The 20,953-nt window shown below is 61.6% G+C and carries 18 protein-coding genes, 1 tRNA gene and 1 pseudogene; 14 read left to right on the top strand and 6 right to left on the bottom strand.

Features of this window, described 5'->3' with window-relative positions:
- Positions 1-83: 83 nt before the first annotated feature.
- Positions 84-1,220 (bottom strand): folate-binding protein, encoded by a 1,137-nt coding sequence (locus CDPAHKCJ_RS11650; RefSeq protein WP_240916787.1) that lies wholly within the window; start codon positions 1,218-1,220, stop codon positions 84-86.
- Positions 1,221-1,503: 283 nt separating this feature from the next.
- Between CDPAHKCJ_RS11650 and CDPAHKCJ_RS11655 the strand changes: the two genes are divergently transcribed.
- The 8 genes from CDPAHKCJ_RS11655 (at position 1,504) to CDPAHKCJ_RS11690 (ending at position 10,216) form a co-directional block, all read left to right on the top strand.
- On the top strand, positions 1,504-1,695 hold the full coding sequence (locus CDPAHKCJ_RS11655) for a hypothetical protein (RefSeq protein ID WP_054557000.1): 192 nt from the start codon (positions 1,504-1,506) through the stop codon (positions 1,693-1,695).
- Positions 1,696-1,782: 87 nt separating this feature from the next.
- Positions 1,783-2,217, top strand: coding sequence for an OsmC family protein (locus CDPAHKCJ_RS11660; RefSeq protein ID WP_166019954.1), 435 nt, complete (start codon positions 1,783-1,785; stop codon positions 2,215-2,217).
- A 66-nt stretch (positions 2,218-2,283) separates the two neighbouring features.
- Positions 2,284-4,311, top strand: coding sequence for an excinuclease ABC subunit UvrB (gene uvrB, locus CDPAHKCJ_RS11665; RefSeq protein WP_166019955.1), 2,028 nt, complete (start codon positions 2,284-2,286; stop codon positions 4,309-4,311).
- Between the two features lie 648 nt (positions 4,312-4,959).
- On the top strand, positions 4,960-6,063 hold the full coding sequence (locus CDPAHKCJ_RS11670; protein WP_166019956.1) for a branched-chain amino acid ABC transporter substrate-binding protein: 1,104 nt from the start codon (positions 4,960-4,962) through the stop codon (positions 6,061-6,063).
- A gap of 293 nt (positions 6,064-6,356) precedes the next feature.
- On the top strand, positions 6,357-7,277 hold the full coding sequence (livH, locus tag CDPAHKCJ_RS11675; RefSeq protein WP_043336883.1) for a high-affinity branched-chain amino acid ABC transporter permease LivH: 921 nt from the start codon (positions 6,357-6,359) through the stop codon (positions 7,275-7,277).
- On the top strand, positions 7,277-8,602 hold the full coding sequence (livM, locus tag CDPAHKCJ_RS11680; protein WP_166019957.1) for a high-affinity branched-chain amino acid ABC transporter permease LivM: 1,326 nt from the start codon (positions 7,277-7,279) through the stop codon (positions 8,600-8,602). Before livH ends, livM begins: the two co-directional genes overlap by 1 nt.
- A gap of 82 nt (positions 8,603-8,684) precedes the next feature.
- Complete coding sequence (livG, locus tag CDPAHKCJ_RS11685; protein ID WP_277343459.1) at positions 8,685-9,440, top strand: high-affinity branched-chain amino acid ABC transporter ATP-binding protein LivG; 756 nt, start codon at positions 8,685-8,687, stop codon at positions 9,438-9,440.
- Between the two features lie 74 nt (positions 9,441-9,514).
- Entirely contained in the window at positions 9,515-10,216 is a 702-nt protein-coding gene (locus tag CDPAHKCJ_RS11690) for an ABC transporter ATP-binding protein (protein WP_043336899.1), read from the top strand.
- 153 nt (positions 10,217-10,369) lie between these two features.
- Here the strand turns inward: CDPAHKCJ_RS11690 and CDPAHKCJ_RS11695 are convergent, their stop codons facing one another.
- Together CDPAHKCJ_RS11695 and CDPAHKCJ_RS11700 are read right to left on the bottom strand one after the other, a co-directional pair.
- On the bottom strand, positions 10,370-10,729 hold the full coding sequence (locus CDPAHKCJ_RS11695; protein WP_166019958.1) for a hypothetical protein: 360 nt from the start codon (positions 10,727-10,729) through the stop codon (positions 10,370-10,372).
- A 179-nt stretch (positions 10,730-10,908) separates the two neighbouring features.
- Positions 10,909-11,886 (bottom strand): N-acetylmuramoyl-L-alanine amidase, encoded by a 978-nt coding sequence (locus CDPAHKCJ_RS11700; RefSeq protein ID WP_205700859.1) that lies wholly within the window; start codon positions 11,884-11,886, stop codon positions 10,909-10,911.
- A gap of 369 nt (positions 11,887-12,255) precedes the next feature.
- Here CDPAHKCJ_RS11700 and CDPAHKCJ_RS11705 point away from each other — a divergent pair, with 369 nt between their 5' ends.
- From CDPAHKCJ_RS11705 to CDPAHKCJ_RS11720, 4 genes are all read left to right on the top strand, one after another.
- Positions 12,256-13,761 (top strand): fumarate hydratase, encoded by a 1,506-nt coding sequence (locus CDPAHKCJ_RS11705; protein ID WP_166019959.1) that lies wholly within the window; start codon positions 12,256-12,258, stop codon positions 13,759-13,761.
- A gap of 168 nt (positions 13,762-13,929) precedes the next feature.
- Complete coding sequence (cls, locus tag CDPAHKCJ_RS11710) at positions 13,930-15,357, top strand: cardiolipin synthase (protein WP_166019960.1); 1,428 nt, start codon at positions 13,930-13,932, stop codon at positions 15,355-15,357.
- 213 nt (positions 15,358-15,570) lie between these two features.
- A complete protein-coding gene (mtnK, locus tag CDPAHKCJ_RS11715) occupies positions 15,571-16,821 on the top strand; it encodes an S-methyl-5-thioribose kinase (protein WP_166019961.1) in 1,251 nt (416 codons plus the stop codon).
- Positions 16,822-17,003: 182 nt separating this feature from the next.
- Positions 17,004-17,543, top strand: coding sequence for a YaeQ family protein (locus CDPAHKCJ_RS11720; RefSeq protein ID WP_166019962.1), 540 nt, complete (start codon positions 17,004-17,006; stop codon positions 17,541-17,543).
- Positions 17,544-17,621: 78 nt separating this feature from the next.
- Here CDPAHKCJ_RS11720 and CDPAHKCJ_RS11725 read toward each other — a convergent pair whose 3' ends face one another.
- On the bottom strand, positions 17,622-18,713 hold the full coding sequence (locus CDPAHKCJ_RS11725) for a GGDEF domain-containing protein (RefSeq protein ID WP_166019963.1): 1,092 nt from the start codon (positions 18,711-18,713) through the stop codon (positions 17,622-17,624).
- A gap of 279 nt (positions 18,714-18,992) precedes the next feature.
- On the bottom strand, positions 18,993-19,262 hold the full coding sequence (locus CDPAHKCJ_RS11730) for a hypothetical protein (protein WP_107334657.1): 270 nt from the start codon (positions 19,260-19,262) through the stop codon (positions 18,993-18,995).
- Positions 19,263-19,506: 244 nt separating this feature from the next.
- On the opposite strand from CDPAHKCJ_RS11730, the gene CDPAHKCJ_RS11735 reads away from it, so the two are divergent.
- Both CDPAHKCJ_RS11735 and CDPAHKCJ_RS11740 read left to right on the top strand, forming a co-directional pair.
- A tRNA-Pro gene (locus CDPAHKCJ_RS11735) sits at positions 19,507-19,583 on the top strand.
- A 508-nt stretch (positions 19,584-20,091) separates the two neighbouring features.
- Positions 20,092-20,472, top strand: a complete 381-nt coding sequence (locus CDPAHKCJ_RS11740; RefSeq protein ID WP_166019964.1) for a hypothetical protein — start codon at positions 20,092-20,094, stop codon at positions 20,470-20,472.
- A 294-nt stretch (positions 20,473-20,766) separates the two neighbouring features.
- Here the strand turns inward: CDPAHKCJ_RS11740 and CDPAHKCJ_RS11745 are convergent.
- Positions 20,767-20,953, bottom strand: a pseudogene (locus CDPAHKCJ_RS11745) (hypothetical protein); the annotation flags it as partial.

The raw sequence follows: 20,953 nt of genomic DNA on the forward strand, positions 1-20,953 counted from the left end.
GGCCCTGAAATCAGCAATCCGGGACAGACAAAAGCCCCGCACGTTGGCACGTGCGGGGCTTTGCTGTGGCGTCCATGAAGCGATCAGCTCTTGAGCTGCTCCGGATCGCGACGCTCGACGGCATAGGGCAGCGCGCTGCGCTCAAGCTGGGTGCCATCTTCCAATGCCAACGCGATCTCTTCATCGCGCAGGCTGATCACGGCCAGCAGCTCCAGACGTCCCTGTTCATCATGGGCTGCCTGCAGCACTTCGCCGAGAGACTTGCCGTCGGGGCTGGTGACCTTGCTGCCCACCGCCGGCAAGTCGGCCGGCTGCACCGTCGTCAGGCGTTGCAGGCGCTTCTTGACCTGGCCGCGGAAGTGAGCGCGTGCCACGACTTCCTGACCGGTATAGCAGCCCTTCTTGAAGCTGATCGCGGCGAGGGCTTCCAGATTGAGCATCTGCGGCAGCCAGCTGTCAGTCTGCGCGGAAGTGACCCACTGCAGACCGGCGCGGATATCTTCCAGGCGCCAGCGGGTGTCATCGCTGGCGGCCACCTCGCGTGCGAAAAGCGTTGTCGCGAGGTCTGCCAGGGCGGCATGCGGACCGACCAGTATCGCGCGCGGGGTATCGCCTGACGGTTGGCGTGCCAGCGCGCAGGTCTGCGCTTCATCGTCCTCGCTCGACTGCATGGGCGACGGGAGGACCGAGCGCATGGCCAGGTCATGCTCGGCCAGCGCAGGTGCCGCGAGCGCATCGGCACAGGCCGCCAGAGTCTGCTCGCCGAGCAGGCCGAGCACGCTCAGCTCGCTCGATACCTCCAGCGTCACCTTGTAGAAGGGCGCGAACTTGGCCAGATGGACGCGCAGCGGTTCGGCGGTGCCCGCCGGCATCACCAGCCACAGGCGCTCTTCGCTGACGCGCAGCAGCTGGGCCATGGCCAGAATGCGTCCCTTCGGGGTGCAGAAGGTCGTCAGCGGCGCCAGCTCGCCATCGACCAGACTCAGCTGCTGTGAGGTCTGTCCCTGCAGAAAGCGTTCGCCATCCTTGCCGCAGACTTCGAGTACCTCGAAATTGCCCAGCGGTATCAGTGCATTCTCGGCCAAGGCGCGGTCGGCCAGGTCAGCGTGAGGCATGTCAGCGAGTGGCATGGAGGCGTCGGCTGGCTCACCCAGCGTCAGGCGGCCATCCTCGCCGAGCTGGTAGCCGTGGTCTTGCATCAGGGTCTTCAAGGGATTCATCTACCACCATCCTGTTGCGAAGGAGTGAACTGCCGGTGGCGCACTGGCAACCATGCGGCATGTCGAATGCCCGCATTGTCACGCGCCAGCTGGCGGCTGTCAGCCCCTTGTGCTTCATGTGGCCGTAAAAGAACGGGCAAATCAGTGTTCCCGTCCTGATAGCCGCTTCTCAGGCCTGGCGCGCGACGAGGCTGACCCGCGCTGACTGTCAGGCAACCGTGCTATTCTTGACGGCTGCAATGCGCTGCGGCGCCCCTTTTTACTGCATGACAGGAATGACACGATGGCCAGCTTTTCTCTTACTCTGATCGGCGTCGAGAGCGTCAAGGACGTCAACAAGGTCACCACGGCGCTGATGATGATGGATGGCGTCAAGGAAGCCGAGGTCGGGCGTGGCTTTGCCGAAGTCGACGGTCAGGTGCGTTATGACGCGCTGGTCAAGACGGTCGAGAAGGCCGGTTACAAGGTCAAGTGACCGCGGTGCGGTGACGCTGGACAGGCGGGAATCAGACAACGTCTCACGAGCGGGATCACGGACAGATCAGCGACAGGGAGGTGACGAATGAGCATCGAGGTAATCAGCCGTCGGTCAGGCAGTTTCGTGCAACGTGTACAGGTGGCAAGCTTCGATGAGTTGCTGGTCGATGTGCCGGCGGTGGTCGGCGGCGACGAGAGCGCCCCGGACCCGCATGACTACTTCGATCTGTCGCTGGGGGCCTGCAAGTCGATCACCGTGCAGATGTACGCCCGGCGCAAGGGCTTGCCGCTGGCGGGGATCATCACCACGGTGGACCGGGACGACAGCGACGAGCGGCGTGGCAGCAACAGCGAATATCGCCTCACGGTCAGCATGCAGTTTCTGGCCGAGGAGGGCCATGAGCTGGACGCCGAGACCCGCGCGCGCCTGCTCGAGATCTCCGAGCGTTGCCCCATCCATCGCCTGATGACCAGCACCCGGGTCTCGGTGACCAGTCGAGAAGCGCCCGCGAGCGAATGATACCGTCGGGCAATCATCTGCCTGTCGTCAGTTGAAGACCCGACTGACTGCCACCATTGAGAGCGCATGAGCAAACCATTTCGCATCGATTCCAAGTTTCAGCCGGCCGGTGACCAACCGGCGGCCATCGAGAAGCTGATCACCGGCCTGGACGCGGGCCTGGCGCATCAGACCCTTCTGGGCGTGACCGGCTCCGGCAAGACCTTCACGGTGGCCAACATCGTGGAGCGCCTGCAGCGTCCGGCCATCGTCATGGCCCCCAACAAGACGCTGGCGGCGCAACTGTACGGCGAGTTCAAGTCGTTCTTTCCCGACAACGCCGTCGAGTACTTCGTCTCCTATTACGACTACTACCAGCCCGAAGCCTACGTCGCTTCCTCGGACACCTTCATCGAGAAGGATGCCTCGATCAACGACCACATCGAGCAGATGCGTCTGTCGGCGACCAAGGCGCTGCTGGAACGCCGCGATGCGATCATCGTGGTTTCCGTCTCGGCCATCTACGGCCTGGGTGACCCGGATCAATATCTGAAGATGCGTCTGCACTTCAATCGTGGCGAGCAGATCGACCAGCGCGGCTTCCTCAGGCGTCTGGCGGAGTTGCAATACACCCGCAACGACATGGATTTCCGGCGCGGCACCTATCGGGTGCGCGGCGACGTGATCGACATCTTCCCGGCCGACTCCGAAGAGCAGGCGGTGCGTGTCGAGCTGTTCGATGACGAGATCGATTCCATCCGGCTGTTCGATCCGCTGACCGGTGAAGTGGCCGAGTCGGTGCCACGCATGACCATCTACCCCAAGAGCCACTACGTGACACCGCGCGAGACCATCGTCGCCGCGGTCGATCACATCAAGGAAGAGCTGGTCGAGCGCCTCGATTACCTGCGCAAGCACGACAAGCTGGTCGAGGCTCAGCGCCTGGAGCAGCGCACCCTCTATGACATCGAGATGATGATGGAGCTGGGCTACTGCAACGGCATCGAGAACTACTCGCGCTATCTGTCCGGGCGTGATCCCGGCAATGCGCCGCCGACCTTCTTCGACTATCTGCCCAAGGACGCGCTGGTCTTCATCGATGAGTCCCACGTCAGCGTGCCGCAGGTCGGCGGCATGTATCGCGGTGACCGTTCGCGCAAGGAAACGCTGGTGGAGTACGGCTTCCGTCTGCCGTCGGCGCTGGACAACCGTCCGATGAAATTCGAAGAGTGGGAGAGCATCCTGCCGCAGACTGTCTTCGTCTCGGCGACGCCTGGCCCCTACGAAGAAGAGCATGCCGGCCAGGTGGTGGAGCAGGTGGTGCGACCCACCGGGCTGCTTGATCCGGTCATCGAGGTGCGTTCAGCCTCGACTCAGGTCGATGATGTGCTCTCCGAGATCAAGGCGCGTACCCAGGTGGGCGAGCGCGTGCTGATCACCACGCTGACCAAGCGCATGTCGGAAGACCTGACCGAGTATCTGGGTGAGCACGACGTGCGGGTGCGCTATCTGCACTCCGATATCGATACCGTCGAGCGCGTGGAGATCATTCGTGACCTGCGACTGGGCAAGTTCGATGTGCTGGTCGGCATCAACCTGCTGCGTGAGGGTCTCGACATTCCGGAGGTCTCGCTGGTGGCGATTCTGGATGCCGACAAGGAGGGCTTCCTGCGCTCGGAACGCTCCCTGATCCAGACCATCGGTCGTGCGGCCCGTAACGCCAACGGCAAGGCCATCCTGTATGGAGATCGCATTACCGACTCCATGCAGCGGGCCATCGCCGAGACCGAACGGCGTCGCGAGAAGCAGATGGCTTTCAATGAGGAGCACGGCATCACGCCGCGTACCATCACCAAGTCGGTGGCGGATATCATGGAAGGTGCCCAGGCGCCGGGACGCAAGAGCAGTCGTCGCAAGGGCAACGAGCGACAGGTGGCGGAAGAGACGCCGGACTATGCGGCTCTGGCGGCCGAGGGCCCTCAGGCGCTCGAGAAGGAAATCAGCCGACTAGAAGATGCCATGTTCGCGGCGGCCAAGAACCTCGAGTTCGAGGAGGCCGGTCGTCTGCGCGACCAGATCAACGATGTCCGCAATCGCCTGATCGCGTTGGGCTGACATTATTCTTCAGCCCTCAGCATTCGCGTGACTGAAGGCATGACCCCACGCGCCCGACGATGTCACCCATCGTCGGGCGTGTGGCGTTCAGGGCTGGCGGGTATCTGACGGGGAAGTGCCATTGGCAGGTTATCCCGTTATCTTGGCTGATTCCTTGCAGATCATCACATTGCAGCTCAGTGCATGACTCAGGGGCAACCGGTTGCTCGGGGAGGGCGGCAGGATTGCTTCTGTTACAACCTTGGGTGTAGCCGAGCGGGGTGCCGTGGTGCGTCCTGATGGTGCAAGAGGAGAGGGAAATCCTGTTATCCGCGTGTTGGCATGTGCCAATGACTGGCTTTGATCGTGATTTCCGAGGATTGTCTGGCCACATTGAAAAGCGTGGTGCTTTTCGCTATTGGCGGGCTGCCGAGCCGCATTCATGAGCGCCCAAACGGTCACTTTACATGCGTATTCGCTGCTGCCAATAATGCTTTCAAGGCATTCCTGACGTGTCGACCCCCTGCCTGCAGGCTGGCAATGGCGCACAAGGTCAGCGAATGACAGACACTGTCGCCAGCCTTTTCGGTCAGCCCTGCGCTGACACCAGGCGTCAGTCAGGTCTGCCCGGCCGTAGTACAACAATAATCGGGAACAGGAATTCTCATCATGATGCGCAGGTCTCTTCTCGCTCTCGGTATCGCCGCGGCGATGTCCACCCAGGCTCAGGCAGATATCACCATCGCCATGGCAGGCCCGGTCACGGGGCCGGTCGCCCAGTACGGTGACATGCAGTTCATCGGTGCCGAGATGGCCATCGAGCGGATCAATGCCGCCGGCGGCGTCGACGGCGAGATGCTCAAGGGCGTGAAATACGACGACGCCTGTGATCCCAAGCAGGCGGTGGCGGTCGCCAACCAGATCGTCAATGACGGTGTCCAGTACGTGATCGGGCACCTGTGCTCCAGCGCGACGCAACCGGCCTCGGACATCTATGCCGAGGAAGGCGTGATGATGATCACGGCGGCTTCCACCAGTCCGACCATCACCGAGCAGGGCTATGAGCTGGTCTTCCGCACCATCGGTCTGGATTCGCTGCAGGGGCCGGTTGCGGGGCGCTATATCGCCGAGACGATCAAGCCCAAGCACATGGCCGTGATCCACGACAAGCAGCAGTACGGGGAAGGCATCGCCACTGGCGTGCGCGACACCGTCGAGAAAGCGGGCATCGATGTGGTGCTGTTCGAGGGCATCACGGCGGGTGACAAGGATTTCTCGGCGCTGATCTCCAAGCTCAAGAAGGAGAACGTCGACTTCGTCTACTACGGCGGCTATCACCCGGAGCTGGGCCTCTTGCTGCGTCAGTCGCGTGAACTGGGCTTTGACGCGCCCTTCATGGGCCCTGAGGGGGTCGGCAACCCGGATATCTCCAAGATCGCTGGTGAAGCCTCCGAAGGGCTTTACGTGACGCTGCCGCCGGCCTTCGAGACCGACCCGAAGAATGCCGATCTGGTCGCGGCCTTCAAGGCCAAGGATCAGGACCCCTCCGGTCCGTTCGTCATGCCGGCCTACACCGCAGTGGAGTTGATCGCCGATGGCATCAAGGGCGCCGATTCCACCGACCCGTATGACGTTGCCGAATATCTGCGCGCCAACAGCTTCGACACGCCCATCGGCAAGGTCGAATACGACGAGAAGGGCGATCTGAAGGACTTCAACTTCGTCGTCTACAACTGGCACGCCGACGGAACCAAGAGCGAAGCGGCACATTGATCATCGGCTGGCCTCTGCTCGTCTGAGCCCAGCTTTCGCCACGGCCATGTGACATCAACATTCGATACCTCATCTGAGCGATCATTTGAGACCTTGTTCGAGACTTTATGTGGCCGTGGTGGATCAACCCCGAGACGCTTCCCGTCATGCCACTTGGCATGGCGGTCTTCTTCGTTCGGTCGAGTCCACGGTGATGCAACATCGCCGTGCCTTCCCGTTGTCGTCGCGCATGCGGCATTTCCCTGACGGTCACCGGCCACAAGCCGATGATCGTCGCGGCCAAGGGTCGTTCCATGGAAGACATCCTCTACTTCCTGCAACAGGTCATCAATGGCCTGACCATCGGCAGTACCTATGCCTTGATCGCCATCGGCTACACGATGGTCTACGGCATCATCGGCATGATCAATTTCGCCCACGGCGAGATCTACATGATCGGCACCTACGTGACCTTCATCGTCATCGCGGCGCTGGGCATGCTGGGCATCGCCAACCCCTTCTTTCTGATGGCGGCCGCCTTGCTGGTGGCGGTGCTGGTGTCCTGTGCCTACGGTTTCGCCGTGGAGCGGGTGGCCTATCGCCCGGTGCGAGGCTCCAAGCGTCTGATCGCGCTGATCTCGGCGATCGGCATGTCGATCTTCCTGCAGAACTACATGCGTCTGGCCCAGGGCTCGCGTGACATGGCGATCTCCAGCCTGATTCCGGGCGGTTGGGAGTTCGGGCTGGAAAGCTTCGCGGTCAATCTGTCCTACATGCAGGTGATCATCTTCAGCGTCACCCTGGTGTGCATGCTGCTGCTGTCGTCCTTCATCTCGCGCTCGCGCCTGGGGCGTGCCTGTCGGGCCTGCTCCCAGGATGCCGGCATGGCGCGTCTGCTGGGCATCAATACCGACATGATCATCTCGATGACCTTCGTGATCGGGGCGGCGCTGGCCGCCGTCGCAGGACTGCTGCTCGGCATGTACTACGGCGTGGTCAATCCCTACATCGGCTTCCTGGCCGGGCTCAAGGCGTTCACGGCGGCGGTGCTTGGCGGTATCGGCAGTATCCCCGGCGCCATGCTGGGCGGCCTGCTGCTGGGTGTCGCGGAGGCACTGACTGGCGGCTATCTGTCCACGGAATACAAGGACGTGGTGGCCTTCGGACTGCTGATCCTGATTCTGCTGTTCCGTCCCTCCGGGATTCTCGGCAAGCCCGAAGTGGAGAAGATCTGATGCCCAAGCTTGCGAAACAGACTCTGAAGACAGCGGGCACCTCGCCCGCCGAGACGATTCCGCCACAACCTTCCTATCGTCGTCCCTGGTGGTCGGCACTTGCGGCCGCCGTGTTGACTCTCGTGCTGGGTGGCTCGGTACTGGGGGTGCAGCTCGAATCCACCGGCATCACCACCACGGTACGCTTGATGGGCATGGATACCTGGGGCTGGTTGCTGGCCGCCGCGCTGGCCGTCTTCCTGCATCAGCTGGTGCGGCCACAGATCGAGGAATGGCGTGCGCGTACCCGCAAGCCATCACGTTTCCGCGTCCCCGACGTGATGAGCGGTCAGAAGCGACAGCTGTGGATCATGCTGGCCATCGGTGCGCTACTGATCTTCCCGTTTCTGTCCAACCGCTCGGCGGTGGATCTCGCGACCCTGACGCTGATCTACATCATGCTGGGCCTGGGGCTCAACGTGGTGGTGGGTCTCGCCGGGCTGCTGGATCTCGGCTACGTGGGCTTCTATGCCGTCGGCGCCTACACCTATGCGCTGCTCAACAGCTATCTGGGCTTCAGCTTCTGGGAAGCGCTGCCCATCGCCGGGTTGATGACGGCGTTGTTCGGCTATCTGCTCGGCTTCCCGGTGCTGCGATTGCGCGGGGATTACCTGGCCATCGTGACACTGGGCTTCGGCGAGATCATCCGAATCCTGCTCAACAACTGGACGGAGCTGACCGGCGGCCCGAATGGCATCGCGCGCATTCCCAAGCCGACCTTGTTCAATCTCGAGTTCTCGCGGCGAGCCGATGAGGGCAACATCGCCTTCCATGAGTTCTTTGGCATCGACTACGACCCGGCTTTCAAGGTGATCTATCTGTACCTGCTGGCCTTGATTCTGGTGCTGATCACGCTGTTCGTGATCTATCGGCTGCTGCGCATGCCCATCGGGCGGGCGTGGGAGGCGCTGCGCGAGGATGACATCGCCTGCCGTTCACTGGGCATGAATCCCACCGGCATCAAGCTCTCGGCCTTCACGATCGGGGCGAGTTTCGCGGGCTTCGCCGGTGCCTTCTTCGCCGCGCGTCAGGGCTTCATCAGTCCCGAGTCCTTCACCTTCATCGAGTCGGCGATCATTCTCGCCATCGTGGTGCTGGGCGGAATGGGCTCGCAGTTGGGCGTCATCCTGGCGGCGATCGCCATGACGCTGTTGCCGGAGCTGGCCCGTGAGTTCAATGAATATCGCATGTTGCTGTTCGGGCTGATGATGGTGCTGATGATGGTGTGGCGTCCTCAAGGCCTGGTGCCGCTCAAACGACCGCAGATGGAGCTCGACCGTGGCTGACGCACATGACAAGCAAGCATTCGACAATGAGGCGCCAGCCGCTTCCTCACACCGCCAGGCGCGCGCCGAGGGCGGGGCACCGCTGCTGGACGTACGTGATCTCACCATGCAGTTCGGTGGCCTCAAGGCCGTGGACGGCGTGACGCTTCAGGTACATCCGGGCGAGGTGGTGTCAGTCATCGGGCCGAATGGCGCGGGCAAGACCACCGTCTTCAACTGTATCTCCGGCTTCTATCAGCCCACCGGCGGCGAGGTGTATTTCCAGAATAGCGCCATGCATCGCTTGCCGGGGTACCGGATCGCCCAGGCTGGCATGGTGCGCACCTTCCAGAACGTGCGGCTGTTCAAGGAGATGACGGTCATCGAGAACCTGCTGGTGGCGCAGCACATGCACGCCGAGCGCAATCTTCTCAAGGGCCTGTTCAAGACGCCGGGCTATCGCCGCAGTGAAAAGGCGCTGATGCAGCATGCCGGTGACTGGCTGGAGCGAGTCGGTCTGCTCGAATTCGCCAATCGCGAGGCCGGCAATCTGGCCTATGGGCAGCAGCGGCGACTCGAGATCGCGCGATGCATGGTGGCCAGGCCACGGCTGCTGATGCTGGATGAGCCGGCGGCCGGCCTCAACCCCAACGAGACCCGGGATCTCGATGACCTGATCGTCAGCCTGACCCGCGATGAGGGCATCTCGGTGCTGTTGATCGAGCACGACATGAGTCTGGTGATGGGAATCTCGGATCACATCTACGTGGTCAATCAGGGTCAGCCGCTGGCGGATGGCTGCCCGGATGACATTCGACGCAACGATGCCGTGATCAAGGCCTATCTGGGGGAGGAATGAGCATGAGTGAGCATGTTGATGCAGTCATGCCAGAGACTGTGCCTGCCAGCGAGGCACTCGCGCCGCAGGATGCCATGCTGGCGCTCGAGCATCTGACGACACATTACGGACCGGTGCAGGCACTCAATGATGTCTCGCTGGCCGTGGGGCAGGGCGAGATCGTGACGCTGATCGGTGCCAACGGTGCCGGCAAGACGACGCTTCTGATGTCGATCTGTGGCGATCCGCGTCCGACCAGCGGACGGGTGTGGTTCGAGGGCGAGGAGATCACCGGCACGCCCACGGCGCGCGTGATGCGCGGTGGGCTGTCGGTGGTGCCGGAAGGTCGCCGCATCTTCACCGGCATGACGGTGGAGGAAAACCTGGCCATGGGCGGCTATTACCAGAGCAAGGAGGAGAACGAACGCAGCATCGAGCACGTGCTGGGGCTCTTCCCGCGCCTCAAGGAGCGCTTCCAGCAGCGCGGCGGCACCATGTCCGGCGGGGAGCAGCAGATGCTGGCCATCGGGCGTGCCCTGATGAGTCGGCCGCGGCTGTTGTTGCTCGATGAGCCATCGCTGGGGCTGGCGCCCATCGTGATCGGGCAGATCTTCGAGATCGTCGAGCAGCTGCGCGAGCAGGGCACCACCATCTTCCTGGTGGAGCAGAACGCCCATCGTGCCCTGTCGATCGCCGATCGTGGCTATGTACTGGAGCACGGTCGCGTGGTGCTGGCGGACAGCGGCAAGGCGCTGCTGGCCAACGACGATGTACGCCGCGCCTATCTCGGCGGCTGAGAGGCCTGGCACGTGATTCGCTGTCGCGTCTCACCAGAGGATGGCAATGCAACAGAACGCGCCCCTGTCACTGAACCCTCGGTGGCAGGGGCGCTTTCTTGAGGACGCGATGCAGGGTGCGAGCCAGGGGCGGGTAAAAGTGGCGTGAATGGCTTACGCCGAGAGAGGTGTCACGAATTCTTCCGGAGCATAGGCGACGCCGTCATGGATACGGTAATGATCGGTGGGACCCGAGGCCTGGCAGCTGTTGACGCATGCCTGGCTGGCGGGAAGCTGGCGCAGGGGGTAGCGCACGCCGGCTTGGCACAGTTCCAGCATCTTCTTGAGTGCGCTGCGTTCACAGTAGCCACACAGGCACTCGAGGGCGTTGTCGAGGCAGTCCTCTTCGCTCATGCCTGCCCCATAGATGCGCTTGTCATCACAGACGACGAACCCGAGCGCGCCGGGGGATGTGGCGGGTGTTGTCATGTCTGCTGCCGTATCAGGTACTGCACTGAGAATGTTGTCAGCCATGATGAACCTCATTGGAATGGGGTATGCCGGCTTCTGCGAGCCAGTGTCAGGTCCGAGAGTGGTGCCCCTCCTTGGCCATGCCTCTCCCAGCGTAGACGTCAGATGCCAAAACGCCATCTCTGTCCTTGTCATATCTCTGGGGCTCCCTGATGCTGCGACAGAAATATGACGAAGGGATGTCAACTGGATGACAGTGCGCCCTGTTGAAAATCGTTGCAGGTCGCGCCGTCACGGTAGCGAGCATTGAGGGCCAGCAATATCGCGACACTCTCGGCGTCAAATACGCCAGTGATGGCTCCCGGGCGGAAATGCGCCTGAAAGGCGGCGATGGCAAGCCAGGGACGCTCGGCCTCCACTGGATAGCCATAGCGGGTGAGAGTCGTGATCAGAATCCGCTTCTCTGGCAATCCTGTTGTGGCCAGCTGCCGCTGGAAGCACAGCACGTCAGAGGTGCGTGGCCAGGCACCGATCCCGGCATCATGCAGCCGTTTCCAGGGAAAGCGCGGGCCGGGATCGGTCTTGCGGTCCGGCGCGATGCCGGAATGACCGATGACATCCACCGCCTTGATGCCATGGCGCGCGATGATGGGCTTGAGCAGCGTGATCAAGGCGGTGATCTGCGCTTCGCTCCACGGTGCGAAGTCACGTGAGGGAGCCCAGCGCCTGGCGACCGCCGCCGTGGCGTCTTCCTGCTCGCCTGCCTGCAGGGGTACCAGTACCTGCGGCCCGGCATTGACGATCTCGATGCCGATGGAGGTGTCATTGAGGTTACTGCGCTCTCCCCACTGACTGATGCCCGCATGCCAGGCACGGCGGTCCTCCGGCACCAGCGGGTAGACACTGGGCAGCGCTTCGCCATCTGCAGGCGCCGACACAAGATAATGCGCGCTGACGTCCTGTCCGGTCAGGCTGCTCAGAGAGCCCCTCAGATCATCATCGGTGTAGTGCAGCACCAGATGGCGCACCCGCGAATTGCTCTGGCTCTGGCCAGACGGCGTGGCCCACGCGAAGGTCTCGCTGGCATCCGCCGTGACCGTCTTCTGCGTTGCGCTGCAACCCGCCAGCAGCAGGGCGAGGGTCCCACCGCCAAGCAGGACCAGCAGGCGCACGATGGCGGGCCGTGAACGGAGGGGGCTTGAGAATCTGCGTGGCATCATTGGGCAATCTTCGTGGCCTGGGTGGGAAAGGAGCGCATGAGTGACAGGAATGCCTTGTCATCGGTCGTCAGGGAAATGCAGTGGTGGCCCTTCCTGCTTCACACGGCAAGGCGCGTTCTGAACGGGGCAAAACATCAGCGATATTGTGACATAACCTGCTGAATTCTCGTGTCTGGCGGGTTGCAGGATTCGCTCTGCCGCCTGGTGGTCGCTTGAGGTATAATCCCGCGCACCTGACCTGACGCTCGCCCGCGGCGGCGCGATCGCCGCCCCTGACAACGGTGATTGCCCTTTACCCTGATCGCCGCCGCGCCCCGTGTGCCAGCATGTCTGTCTTTTCCATCGCTTGCCCTTGAGGAGCCGATCCTGATGACCGTGATCCGCCAGGATGACTTGATCCAGAGCGTCGCCGACGCGCTGCAGTACATCTCCTATTACCATCCGAAGGACTTCATCGACGCCATGAATGCGGCGTACGAGCGTGAAGAGAATCCTGCCGCCAAGGATGCCATCGCACAGATCCTGATCAACTCCCGGATGTGTGCCCTGGGTCATCGTCCCATCTGTCAGGACACCGGTATCGTCACCGTCTTCGTTCACGTCGGCATGAACGTGCGCTTCGAGGCCGACATGAGCCTGGACGACATGGTCAACGAAGGCGTGCGTCGCGCCTATCTGCTGCCGGACAACGTGCTGCGTGCCTCCGTGCTGGCAGACCCGGACGGCAAGCGTGCCAACACCAAGGACAATACGCCGGCCATCATCCACCACAAGCTGGTGCCGGGTGACAGCGTCGAGATCCACGTCGCGGCCAAGGGCGGCGGCAGCGAAGCCAAGTCCAAGTTCGCGATGCTCAACCCGTCCGACTCCGTGGTCGACTGGGTGCTGGAACAGATTCCGAAGATGGGTGCTGGCTGGTGTCCGCCCGGCATGCTGGGCATCGGCATCGGCGGTACCGCCGAGAAGGCGATGCAGCTGGCCAAGGAATCCCTGCTCGAGCCGATCGATATCCAGGAACTGCAGAAGCGTGGTGCCTCCAACCGTGCCGAAGAGATCCGTCTCGAGCTGTTCGAGAAGGTCAATGCCACTGGCGTCGGCGCCCAGGGCCTCGGCGGTCTGACCACCGTGCTCGACATCAAGGTCATGGATTACCCGACCCACGCGGCCAACAAGCCGGTGGCGATCATCCCGAACTGCGCGGCGACCCGTCACGTGCACTTCACCCTGGATGGCAGCGGCGCGGCAGAACTGCCGGCACCGAAGCTCGAGGACTGGCCGGAAATCACCCGTGAAGCGGGCGACAGCGTCAAGCGCGTCAACCTCGATACCGTGACGCCAGAGGAAGTACAGAGCTGGCAGCCGGGCGACACGCTGCTGCTCAACGGCAAGCTGCTGACCGGCCGTGATGCGGCCCACAAGCGCATGACCGAGATGCTGGCACGTGGCGAGCAGCTGCCGGTGGATCTGAAAGGGCGCTTCATCTACTACGTCGGCCCGGTCGATCCGATCCGTGACGAAGTCGTCGGTCCGGCTGGCCCGACCACCGCGACCCGCATGGACAAGTTCACGCGCACGCTGCTGGAAGAGACCGGCCTGCTGGGCATGGTCGGCAAGGCCGAGCGTGGCCCGACCGCGATCGACGCCATTCGCGACAACAAGTCCAGCTATCTGATGGCCGTCGGCGGCGCTGCCTACCTGGTCGCCCAGGCGATCAAGAAGTCTCGCGTGCTGGCCTTTGAAGACCTGGGGATGGAAGCGATCTACGAATTCGAGGTCGAGGACATGCCGGTGACCGTGGCGGTCGACAGCGCGGGCGTCTCCGTGCACCAGACCGGCCCGGCCAAGTGGAAGGAAATCATCGCCAGCCGCGCCTGATGGCCTTGTCGTGAGACTCCGTCATATCGTGTGGATATGACCTGAAGACCCCCGCCGGTGATGGCATGCCGGCGGGGGTCTTCGTCTGTGTGCCGTCGATGCCATGGCATCGTTGCGCGCACTGCTGTGGCATACTCTGGCAACCCTGACGCCTGCAATGGAGCTGCAATGACCGCCTGGTTACTTGGCTTTCTGCTGTTGAGCAGTCACATTCTGGGTGCGATGACCGCCGTCATGGCCCTGATGTCCAGTCGTACCTCACAGGGTGCGATCGCCTGGATTCTGTGTCTGCTGACCTTTCCCTATGTCGCCCTGCCGCTTTACTGGGTATTCGGGCGTCCCCGTTTCTATGGCTATGTCAGTGCTCGCGAGGAACGCGACTCGACCATGCGACGCGTGCTGATGCGTTTCCGCCCCAAGCTTTCTCCCTGGCTTTCCCGTCCGCTGGGCGGCAATCCCACCCATCTGGATGCCATCGAGCGTCTGGCGATGATGCCGGTCACCACCGGCAATCGTGCCAGGCTGCTGATCAATGGCGAAGAGACCTTCGACGCCCTGTTCGCGGCCATCAAGGCCGCCGAGGACTACATCCTCATCCAGTTCTTCATCGTGCGAAATGATGAACTCGGTGTGCGGCTCAAGCAGGCATTGATGAAGCGTGCCGAGCGTGGCGTGCGGGTCTGCTTCCTGTATGACGAGATAGGCTCACGCAAGCTGCCGGATGGCTATCTGAAGGATCTGATCGAATCCGGCTGTGAGGTGAGTGCCTTCAATTCCTCGCGTGGCTGGCGTCACCGCTTCCAGATCAACTTCCGCAATCACCGCAAGATCACCGTCATCGATGGCCGTGTGGGCTTTGTCGGCGGGCTGAATGTGGGCAATGAGTACCTGGGCCATTCCGAACGCTACGGCGCCTGGCGCGATACTCACCTCAAGCTGGAAGGACCCAGCGTGATGGGGCTGCAGGAGGCCTTCTGGGAGGACTGGCACTGGGCGACCGGCGAGGTACTGTCACTGGAGTGGGAGCCACGCATCAGCTGTGAAGAATGTCAGCACGTGGTGATCGTGCCGTCTGGCCCGGCAGACCGTCGCGAGACGGCCAGCCTGCTGGTCCAGCAGGCCATCCATTCCTCGGTGAGTCGCATCTGGATCACCAGCCCTTACTTCGTGCCGGACCAGGGTGTGCAGGACGCTCTGAAGCTGGCGGCGTTGCGTGGGGTGGACGTGCGAGTGATGATTCCGGAGCGCCCTGATCACCTGCTGGTGTTCCTGTCGGCGTTTTCCTTCCTGTCCGAGATGATTCGCTCCGGTGTGCGTGTCTTCCGCTATCAACCGGGCTTTCTGCATCAGAAGGTGATGTTGATGGACAGCCATACGGCCACCATCGGCACCGTCAATCTCGACAATCGCTCCTTCCGTCTGAACTTCGAGGTCACCGCCTTCGTGCCCGATCACCAGTTCGCGGCGGAGGTCGAGGCCATGCTCGAGGAAGACTTCCGTCATTGTCGCGAGATCAGCTGCGAGGAGCTGGATGCCCGGCCGATGTGGCGCAAGCTGGTCTCGCGGGCGGCCTATCTGCTGGCACCTATCCAGTGACGCTTTCGGCAAAATGAGTCCGTTACCTGCCGAGTCGAGAGAAACTCGCTCGGCAGGTCTTGTCATTCGTGGCCATTGCAGGCATCTTCTCGCTATAACTGGTCGCCTGTTTATTTCTTTTTGGAATAAACTGAGAGCCTGGATGCTTCCCTCACCCTGCATTGGAGAGGGCATCCAGGGCGGCGGCTACATGATTCCGCGCTGAGACCTGCCATGACCGTTCAAGACACTCACGCCAGCCAGGCACCTTCCATCGAGTATCAATTCCGGGATGACGCCGATGTCATCGCCTTCGCACGCCAGCATGTCGGCGATCAGTTGCCTGCCTTCACTGCGGCCAGTGAGCTTCAGGTCGAGGAGATCGGCGATGGCAACATCAACTATGTCTATCGCGTCTGCACGCCGGACCGCTCCGCCTCGGTGATCGTCAAGCAGGGACTGCCCTGGGTGCGCATCATCGGTGAGAGCTGGCCGCTGTCGCTGGTGCGTGTGCGCATCGAGGCAGAAACGTTGCAGTTCGAGGCCGACTGCGCACCTGAGCTGGTGCCGGTGCTCTATCACTTCGATGAGTCTCGCTCGGCCATCGTGATGGAAGATATCGGCGATCACCGCAATCTGCGTCATGCCTTCCTGGAGCGTGCATCACTGCCGCGGCTTGGCGAGCAGATGGGACATTTTCTGGCCACCAGCCTGTATCGCAGCAGTGATCTGGCACTCGATGCCCACGACAAGAAGTCTCGCGTCGCACGCTTCACCAATCCCGATCAATGCAAGATCACCGAAGACCTGTTCTTCCTGGACCCGTTCTGCGATCACGAGCGCAACAGCATCAATCCGGCGCTGCGCGCGGATGCCAAAGCCCTGTGGCAGGACGCCGCCCTGAAGGTCGAAGTGGCCGAGCTCAAGCAGCGTTTCCTGTCCGCGCCCGAGGCGCTGCTGCATGGCGATCTGCATGCCGGTTCGATCTTCGTGCGGGAAGACAGCACCAAGGTCATCGATCCCGAATTCGGCTTCTTCGGACCGGCAGGTTTCGATATCGGCAGCTGGCTGGCCGCGCTGTGGCTGGCGGCCTGCGCGCATACCGAGCTTGAGGGAGAGCAGGGCGACAAGCGTGATTACGTGGCGCAGCTGCGCGCCCAGGCGGTCACCAGTTGGGAGCGCTTTGCCCGCGAGTATCGCGAGCAGGCCGCGCTGACGCCAGATGCCAGCTTCGCTGCGCCGGGCGTGGCAGAGCGTCTGTTGTCTCGCATGCTGCGTGATGCGCTCGGCTACGCCGGCTGTGAGCTGATTCGCCGCACCATTGGGCTCGCGCATATTCTGGAACTCGAATCCATCAGCGATGAGACCACCCGTGCGCGTGCCGAACGTCGTGCGCTGGCGCTCGGGCGTGAGCTGATCATGGCGCGCGACAGCCTGAGCGATATCGATGCCATCGATGCCCTGGTGGCGCGTCACCTCGCCTGAGGGCGGGCATGCCAGGCAGGAGTCGGGCGTTCAGGGCTCGGCTAGGGTAGACTCTGCGCTCCGCACCCACGCGCTTGCACTGTCACGCGCGTGGTTCAGTCGAGGAGCATGGTGCTTTACCGGGAAAGCAACTTCCCGCCATTGCCTTTCCAAGACGTCTGCCTTTTCAAGAAGAGATTTTCATGGCCCTGTCTTCCACGCCTTACAAGGTGGATCTGTCGCTGACCGACCTGGATCGCGGCGTCTACGAGACCCTGCGTTTCACGGTGGCTCGTCACCCCTCCGAAACCGAGTTGCGTCTCTGCGTGCGCCTGCTGGGCCACGCCCTGTGGTACAGCGAGAACATCGCGTTTGGTCGTGGTCTATCCGATGTCGATGAGCCGGCGCTGTGGGAAAAGAGCCTCGATGGCCGTGTCCTGCACTGGATCGAAGTCGGTCAGCCGGATGCCGAGCGCCTGACCTGGTGCTCGCGACGCACCGAGCGTACTTCTCTGCTGGCCTATGGCAGCCTGCGCGTATGGGAAACCAAGGTCGTGCCGGCAGTGGCGGGGCTCTCCAACCTGAGCATCGCGGCCGTGCCGGAAGGTTCGCTGGACGCCATCACCGAGTCGCTGCCACGCAACATCAAGTGGACCGTGATGATCTCCGAAGGCACCATCTTCATCACCGATGACAACGGCCAGCACGAGATCAACCTCGAGTGGCTGAAAGGCGAGCGCTGAGCGACATCAGCCGCGTATCCGGCCCCAACGACAACGCCCCCGCAAGCATTGCTTGCGGGGGCGTTGTCGTTGGGGGGCTCAGATGATGCTCAGGTCCTTGTCGACCATGAGGCGGCCTCGGCCATTTTCCTTGGCGTGGTAGAGGGCGTCATCGCTGCGCTTGACCCAGCTCGACAGGGTGTCGTCGGCGTGCAGTTCGCTGGCGCCGGTGCTGAAGAGGATCACGCCATGCAGCAGGGGCGAGGCTTCGCAGCGCTCGCGCAGGCATCTGTCGAACTGGCGAGCCGTCGCCAGGGTGCCGGGGATCAGGATCATGAACTCCTCGCCGCCATAGCGTCCCGCTTCTCCCGAGAGCTCCTGCGTCAGCTGGCTGACATGGCGTGAGAACTCTTCCAGTACCTTGTCACCATACGGATGCCCGTGGTTGTCATTGATCATCTTGAAGTGATCCAGATCACAGATCAGCAGACAGGAACTCTGCGAACGTCTGATCCAGGCTTCGGCCTGTTCGTGGATGGCACGGTGATTGTAGAGACCGGTCAGGCTATCCAGCAGGTTGAGGCGCTCGAGCCGCGCCGCATAGGCATTGGCGATATCACGCTCTTCATGGATGCGTCGGGCGTAGCCTGCGATCACCACGCTGAGCAGCCCGAAGGCCAGCGTGTAGCTGAAGCCCATATCGAGAAAACGCATGCCTTCGGAGGCATAGCCGCTGACCAGCCCCGGCCTTGCGTGTTCAAAGGCCAGCAGTGCCCAGGGCATGAACATCAGGCCGATGATGATGATGCCTCGGCGTTTGGGATTGGCGGGCAGAACCGCCAGCACATAGGCCGACGCCATCAGGTAGAACAGCAGGGTCGGGCCGGTCGCGCCATGATTGAACAGCCAGTTGCCGGGCAGCATCACGAAGGTGACCAGCGCACAGAATAGCCAGGCCATGCGCTTGAACTCACCATGAAAGCGCGAGCGATACCACATCAGGGCGATGAACGCGCTGGTGATGACCAGCACGATGTTGTACGCCGGCAGGGTGAGGTCCAGCAGGGAATTGAAGAGGGCCGAAATCAACCCGATGAAGAATGCGGAAACGAGAAAGCCATGATGGAGTATCTCGCGGGCGGAGCCGGTCCTGCCGACCAGCCAACGCCAGGAGATAACTATCAATTTCAATGGGCTGACCATATGACCTCGGGCATCGGGATGTCAGTGCACGCCAGGTACCAACCGGGAAAGGCTGGATGATACACCACCTCATCATCAGCCACAGCTCACCAGAGCCAACGAAAGGTACGCAAACCCTATGCTAACGTAGCGAGGGTCAAAAAATGCCTCACTTCTCATTGTGTGCAATGACATGAGTCGGTGTTGCGCATAATGCGCAATATATTGCCTATTCGACGCTGGTGCGATACCCCTGATGTCTTCCCACTGATCTACGCCGCCGCCCGCTTACTTCCAGGGCGTGTAGCGGTAGCTGTCGGGGTCGTTGGCATCAGGGCTGTCGGCTTCCTTGAGGCGCACCAGGGTGTTGCCATCGTCGTCCTCTTCGACTCCCGTCACTGTCACCGGAAAGTTGGGTGACAGGGCATCGAGTGCCGGCCATTGCCCCTTGGTGATCTGGCTGCCGGCGGCAGGAGCGCTGTCGGCGCTGACCTTGATGGGGTCTCCACTGACACTGGTGCCGCCCTTGAGCGTGGTCGTAAGCGTGAATTGGATCATCGGTCGCGAACTCCTCTGGAGGATTGTCGTTCATGGGGCGTTGCATTCGAAGGTGCGCAATGAATGCCTGCCTCATGAACATGCGTCGCACCCGGACATTTTGCAATGCTGACGGTGGATTCAGGCGTCACTGCGATACCAGATCACGACGCAGGTAAAGAAATGTGAGATTCCTGCTTTTCTTTTTGAGATCAATGCGGTACATTACGTCTCGTCTTGAGGGGGAAGCTCTTCCAGACACTGTCGGGACGTGGCGCAGCTTGGTAGCGCGCTGCAATGGGGTTGCAGAGGTCGCAGGTTCGAATCCTGTCGTCCCGACCAGATTCAAGTGAAAAGGCCATCCGGAAACGGATGGCCTTTTTGCGTTCTTGCATGTCGAAAAGATGCCTGTCTCGTCACAACTCACTCTCTGCTCTCAATCATCATTCTCCACGCTTCTGTCCATTCTCCGCTCCTCATTTCCGTTCTCGCGACAATCAGCCTGCCTTCCGTTTTTCGTCTTCGGTTCGTATTGCCCACCTTCCTGGCGACTCATCTCAGTCAGCGCAGTGCTCGCGAAAGCTCTTATCTGAAGTCCTTTTTCTAAAGCTCAGTTCTGAAGTTCTGGCGCAAAGTGGTGCTTTGATCCGTTGCGACTCGGCATGTGACATCCCTTGAGCGGTGGTCCATGCAGATGCCACTGACATCTGGTCCTGAAAGCGCTGCTGCTTGAATTGATCTGGATCAATTGACTGCCGGTTCGAAGAGCAGGGCAGGAAGGATGAGTTCTCTAAGCATGTAAGTATTAGAGTTTTCGTATATACTGCGCCAGTCGATATTGGGGGTGATAATGAAAATCATAGATATTTACACGGCATCTCGCTTCAATCCCGAACGATCCATCCTCAGAGAACAGCTGGGCGGAGGCTACGTGGTGCAGACCTGCGCCGTGGCCGCCGAGAACTATTGCTTCGAGGTCTCTCAGTCGCGCCATTTCATTCTCGGGTTTGAGGTCGCGGGTGCACGCAGTGCTGAATTTCTGTCGATCATCACCGAGGATTACGTCTTCCAGCATCCCGGCATTCGCCCGGAAACGCTCTCGGCCTACCTGCAGGATCGCGCTCGACATCCACTGCGTCGTCGCACAGCCTCAGCGCCTTCCGCCACAGCGCTCTCCGCCACTGCGTCGGGCGCCGCACGGCGCAGTGTCACCAGCATTGCCGTTGGCTGATGATGCTTGAGGCAACGCTCTTCAGCGAATGTCGTTGCGCAGTGTTGAGGTGAAAAGCAGGCCAGATGTGGCCAAGAGACAGGCAAGCGCAGGGCTAACGAGACAGCTGGTTAGCCAGCCAGGCAGACTCCAAAGACAAGAAAAACCAGCAAGGCAAGGAAGGGTAGAACGCAGCGCTGGGGAAGGGGAGCCGTTCAGAGAAGACTGCGCAGGTTTTTCACTTTTCACTTTTGACGACGTTCACTTTTCGCCTTGCATGTGCGCGACTCTTTCAGTCGCAAGGCGGGCGCAGGATCATGCTCGGGCCAGGTAGCGCCTGAGTGCCCAGACCGTGCTGGCCAGGCTCACACAGCAGAGCAGCGGCAGGGCAACATCGAGACAGGAATCCAGATTCCAGTGTTGCAGCAGGCCGTAGTCCCAGCTTTCTGCCTTGGGGCCATCGCCCTTGTATTCATGCTGAGCAATCTCGCGGCCCAGAAAC

This window comes from Cobetia sp. MB87, from assembly GCF_011319755.1.
Classification (GTDB): Bacteria; Pseudomonadota; Gammaproteobacteria; order Pseudomonadales; family Halomonadaceae; genus Cobetia.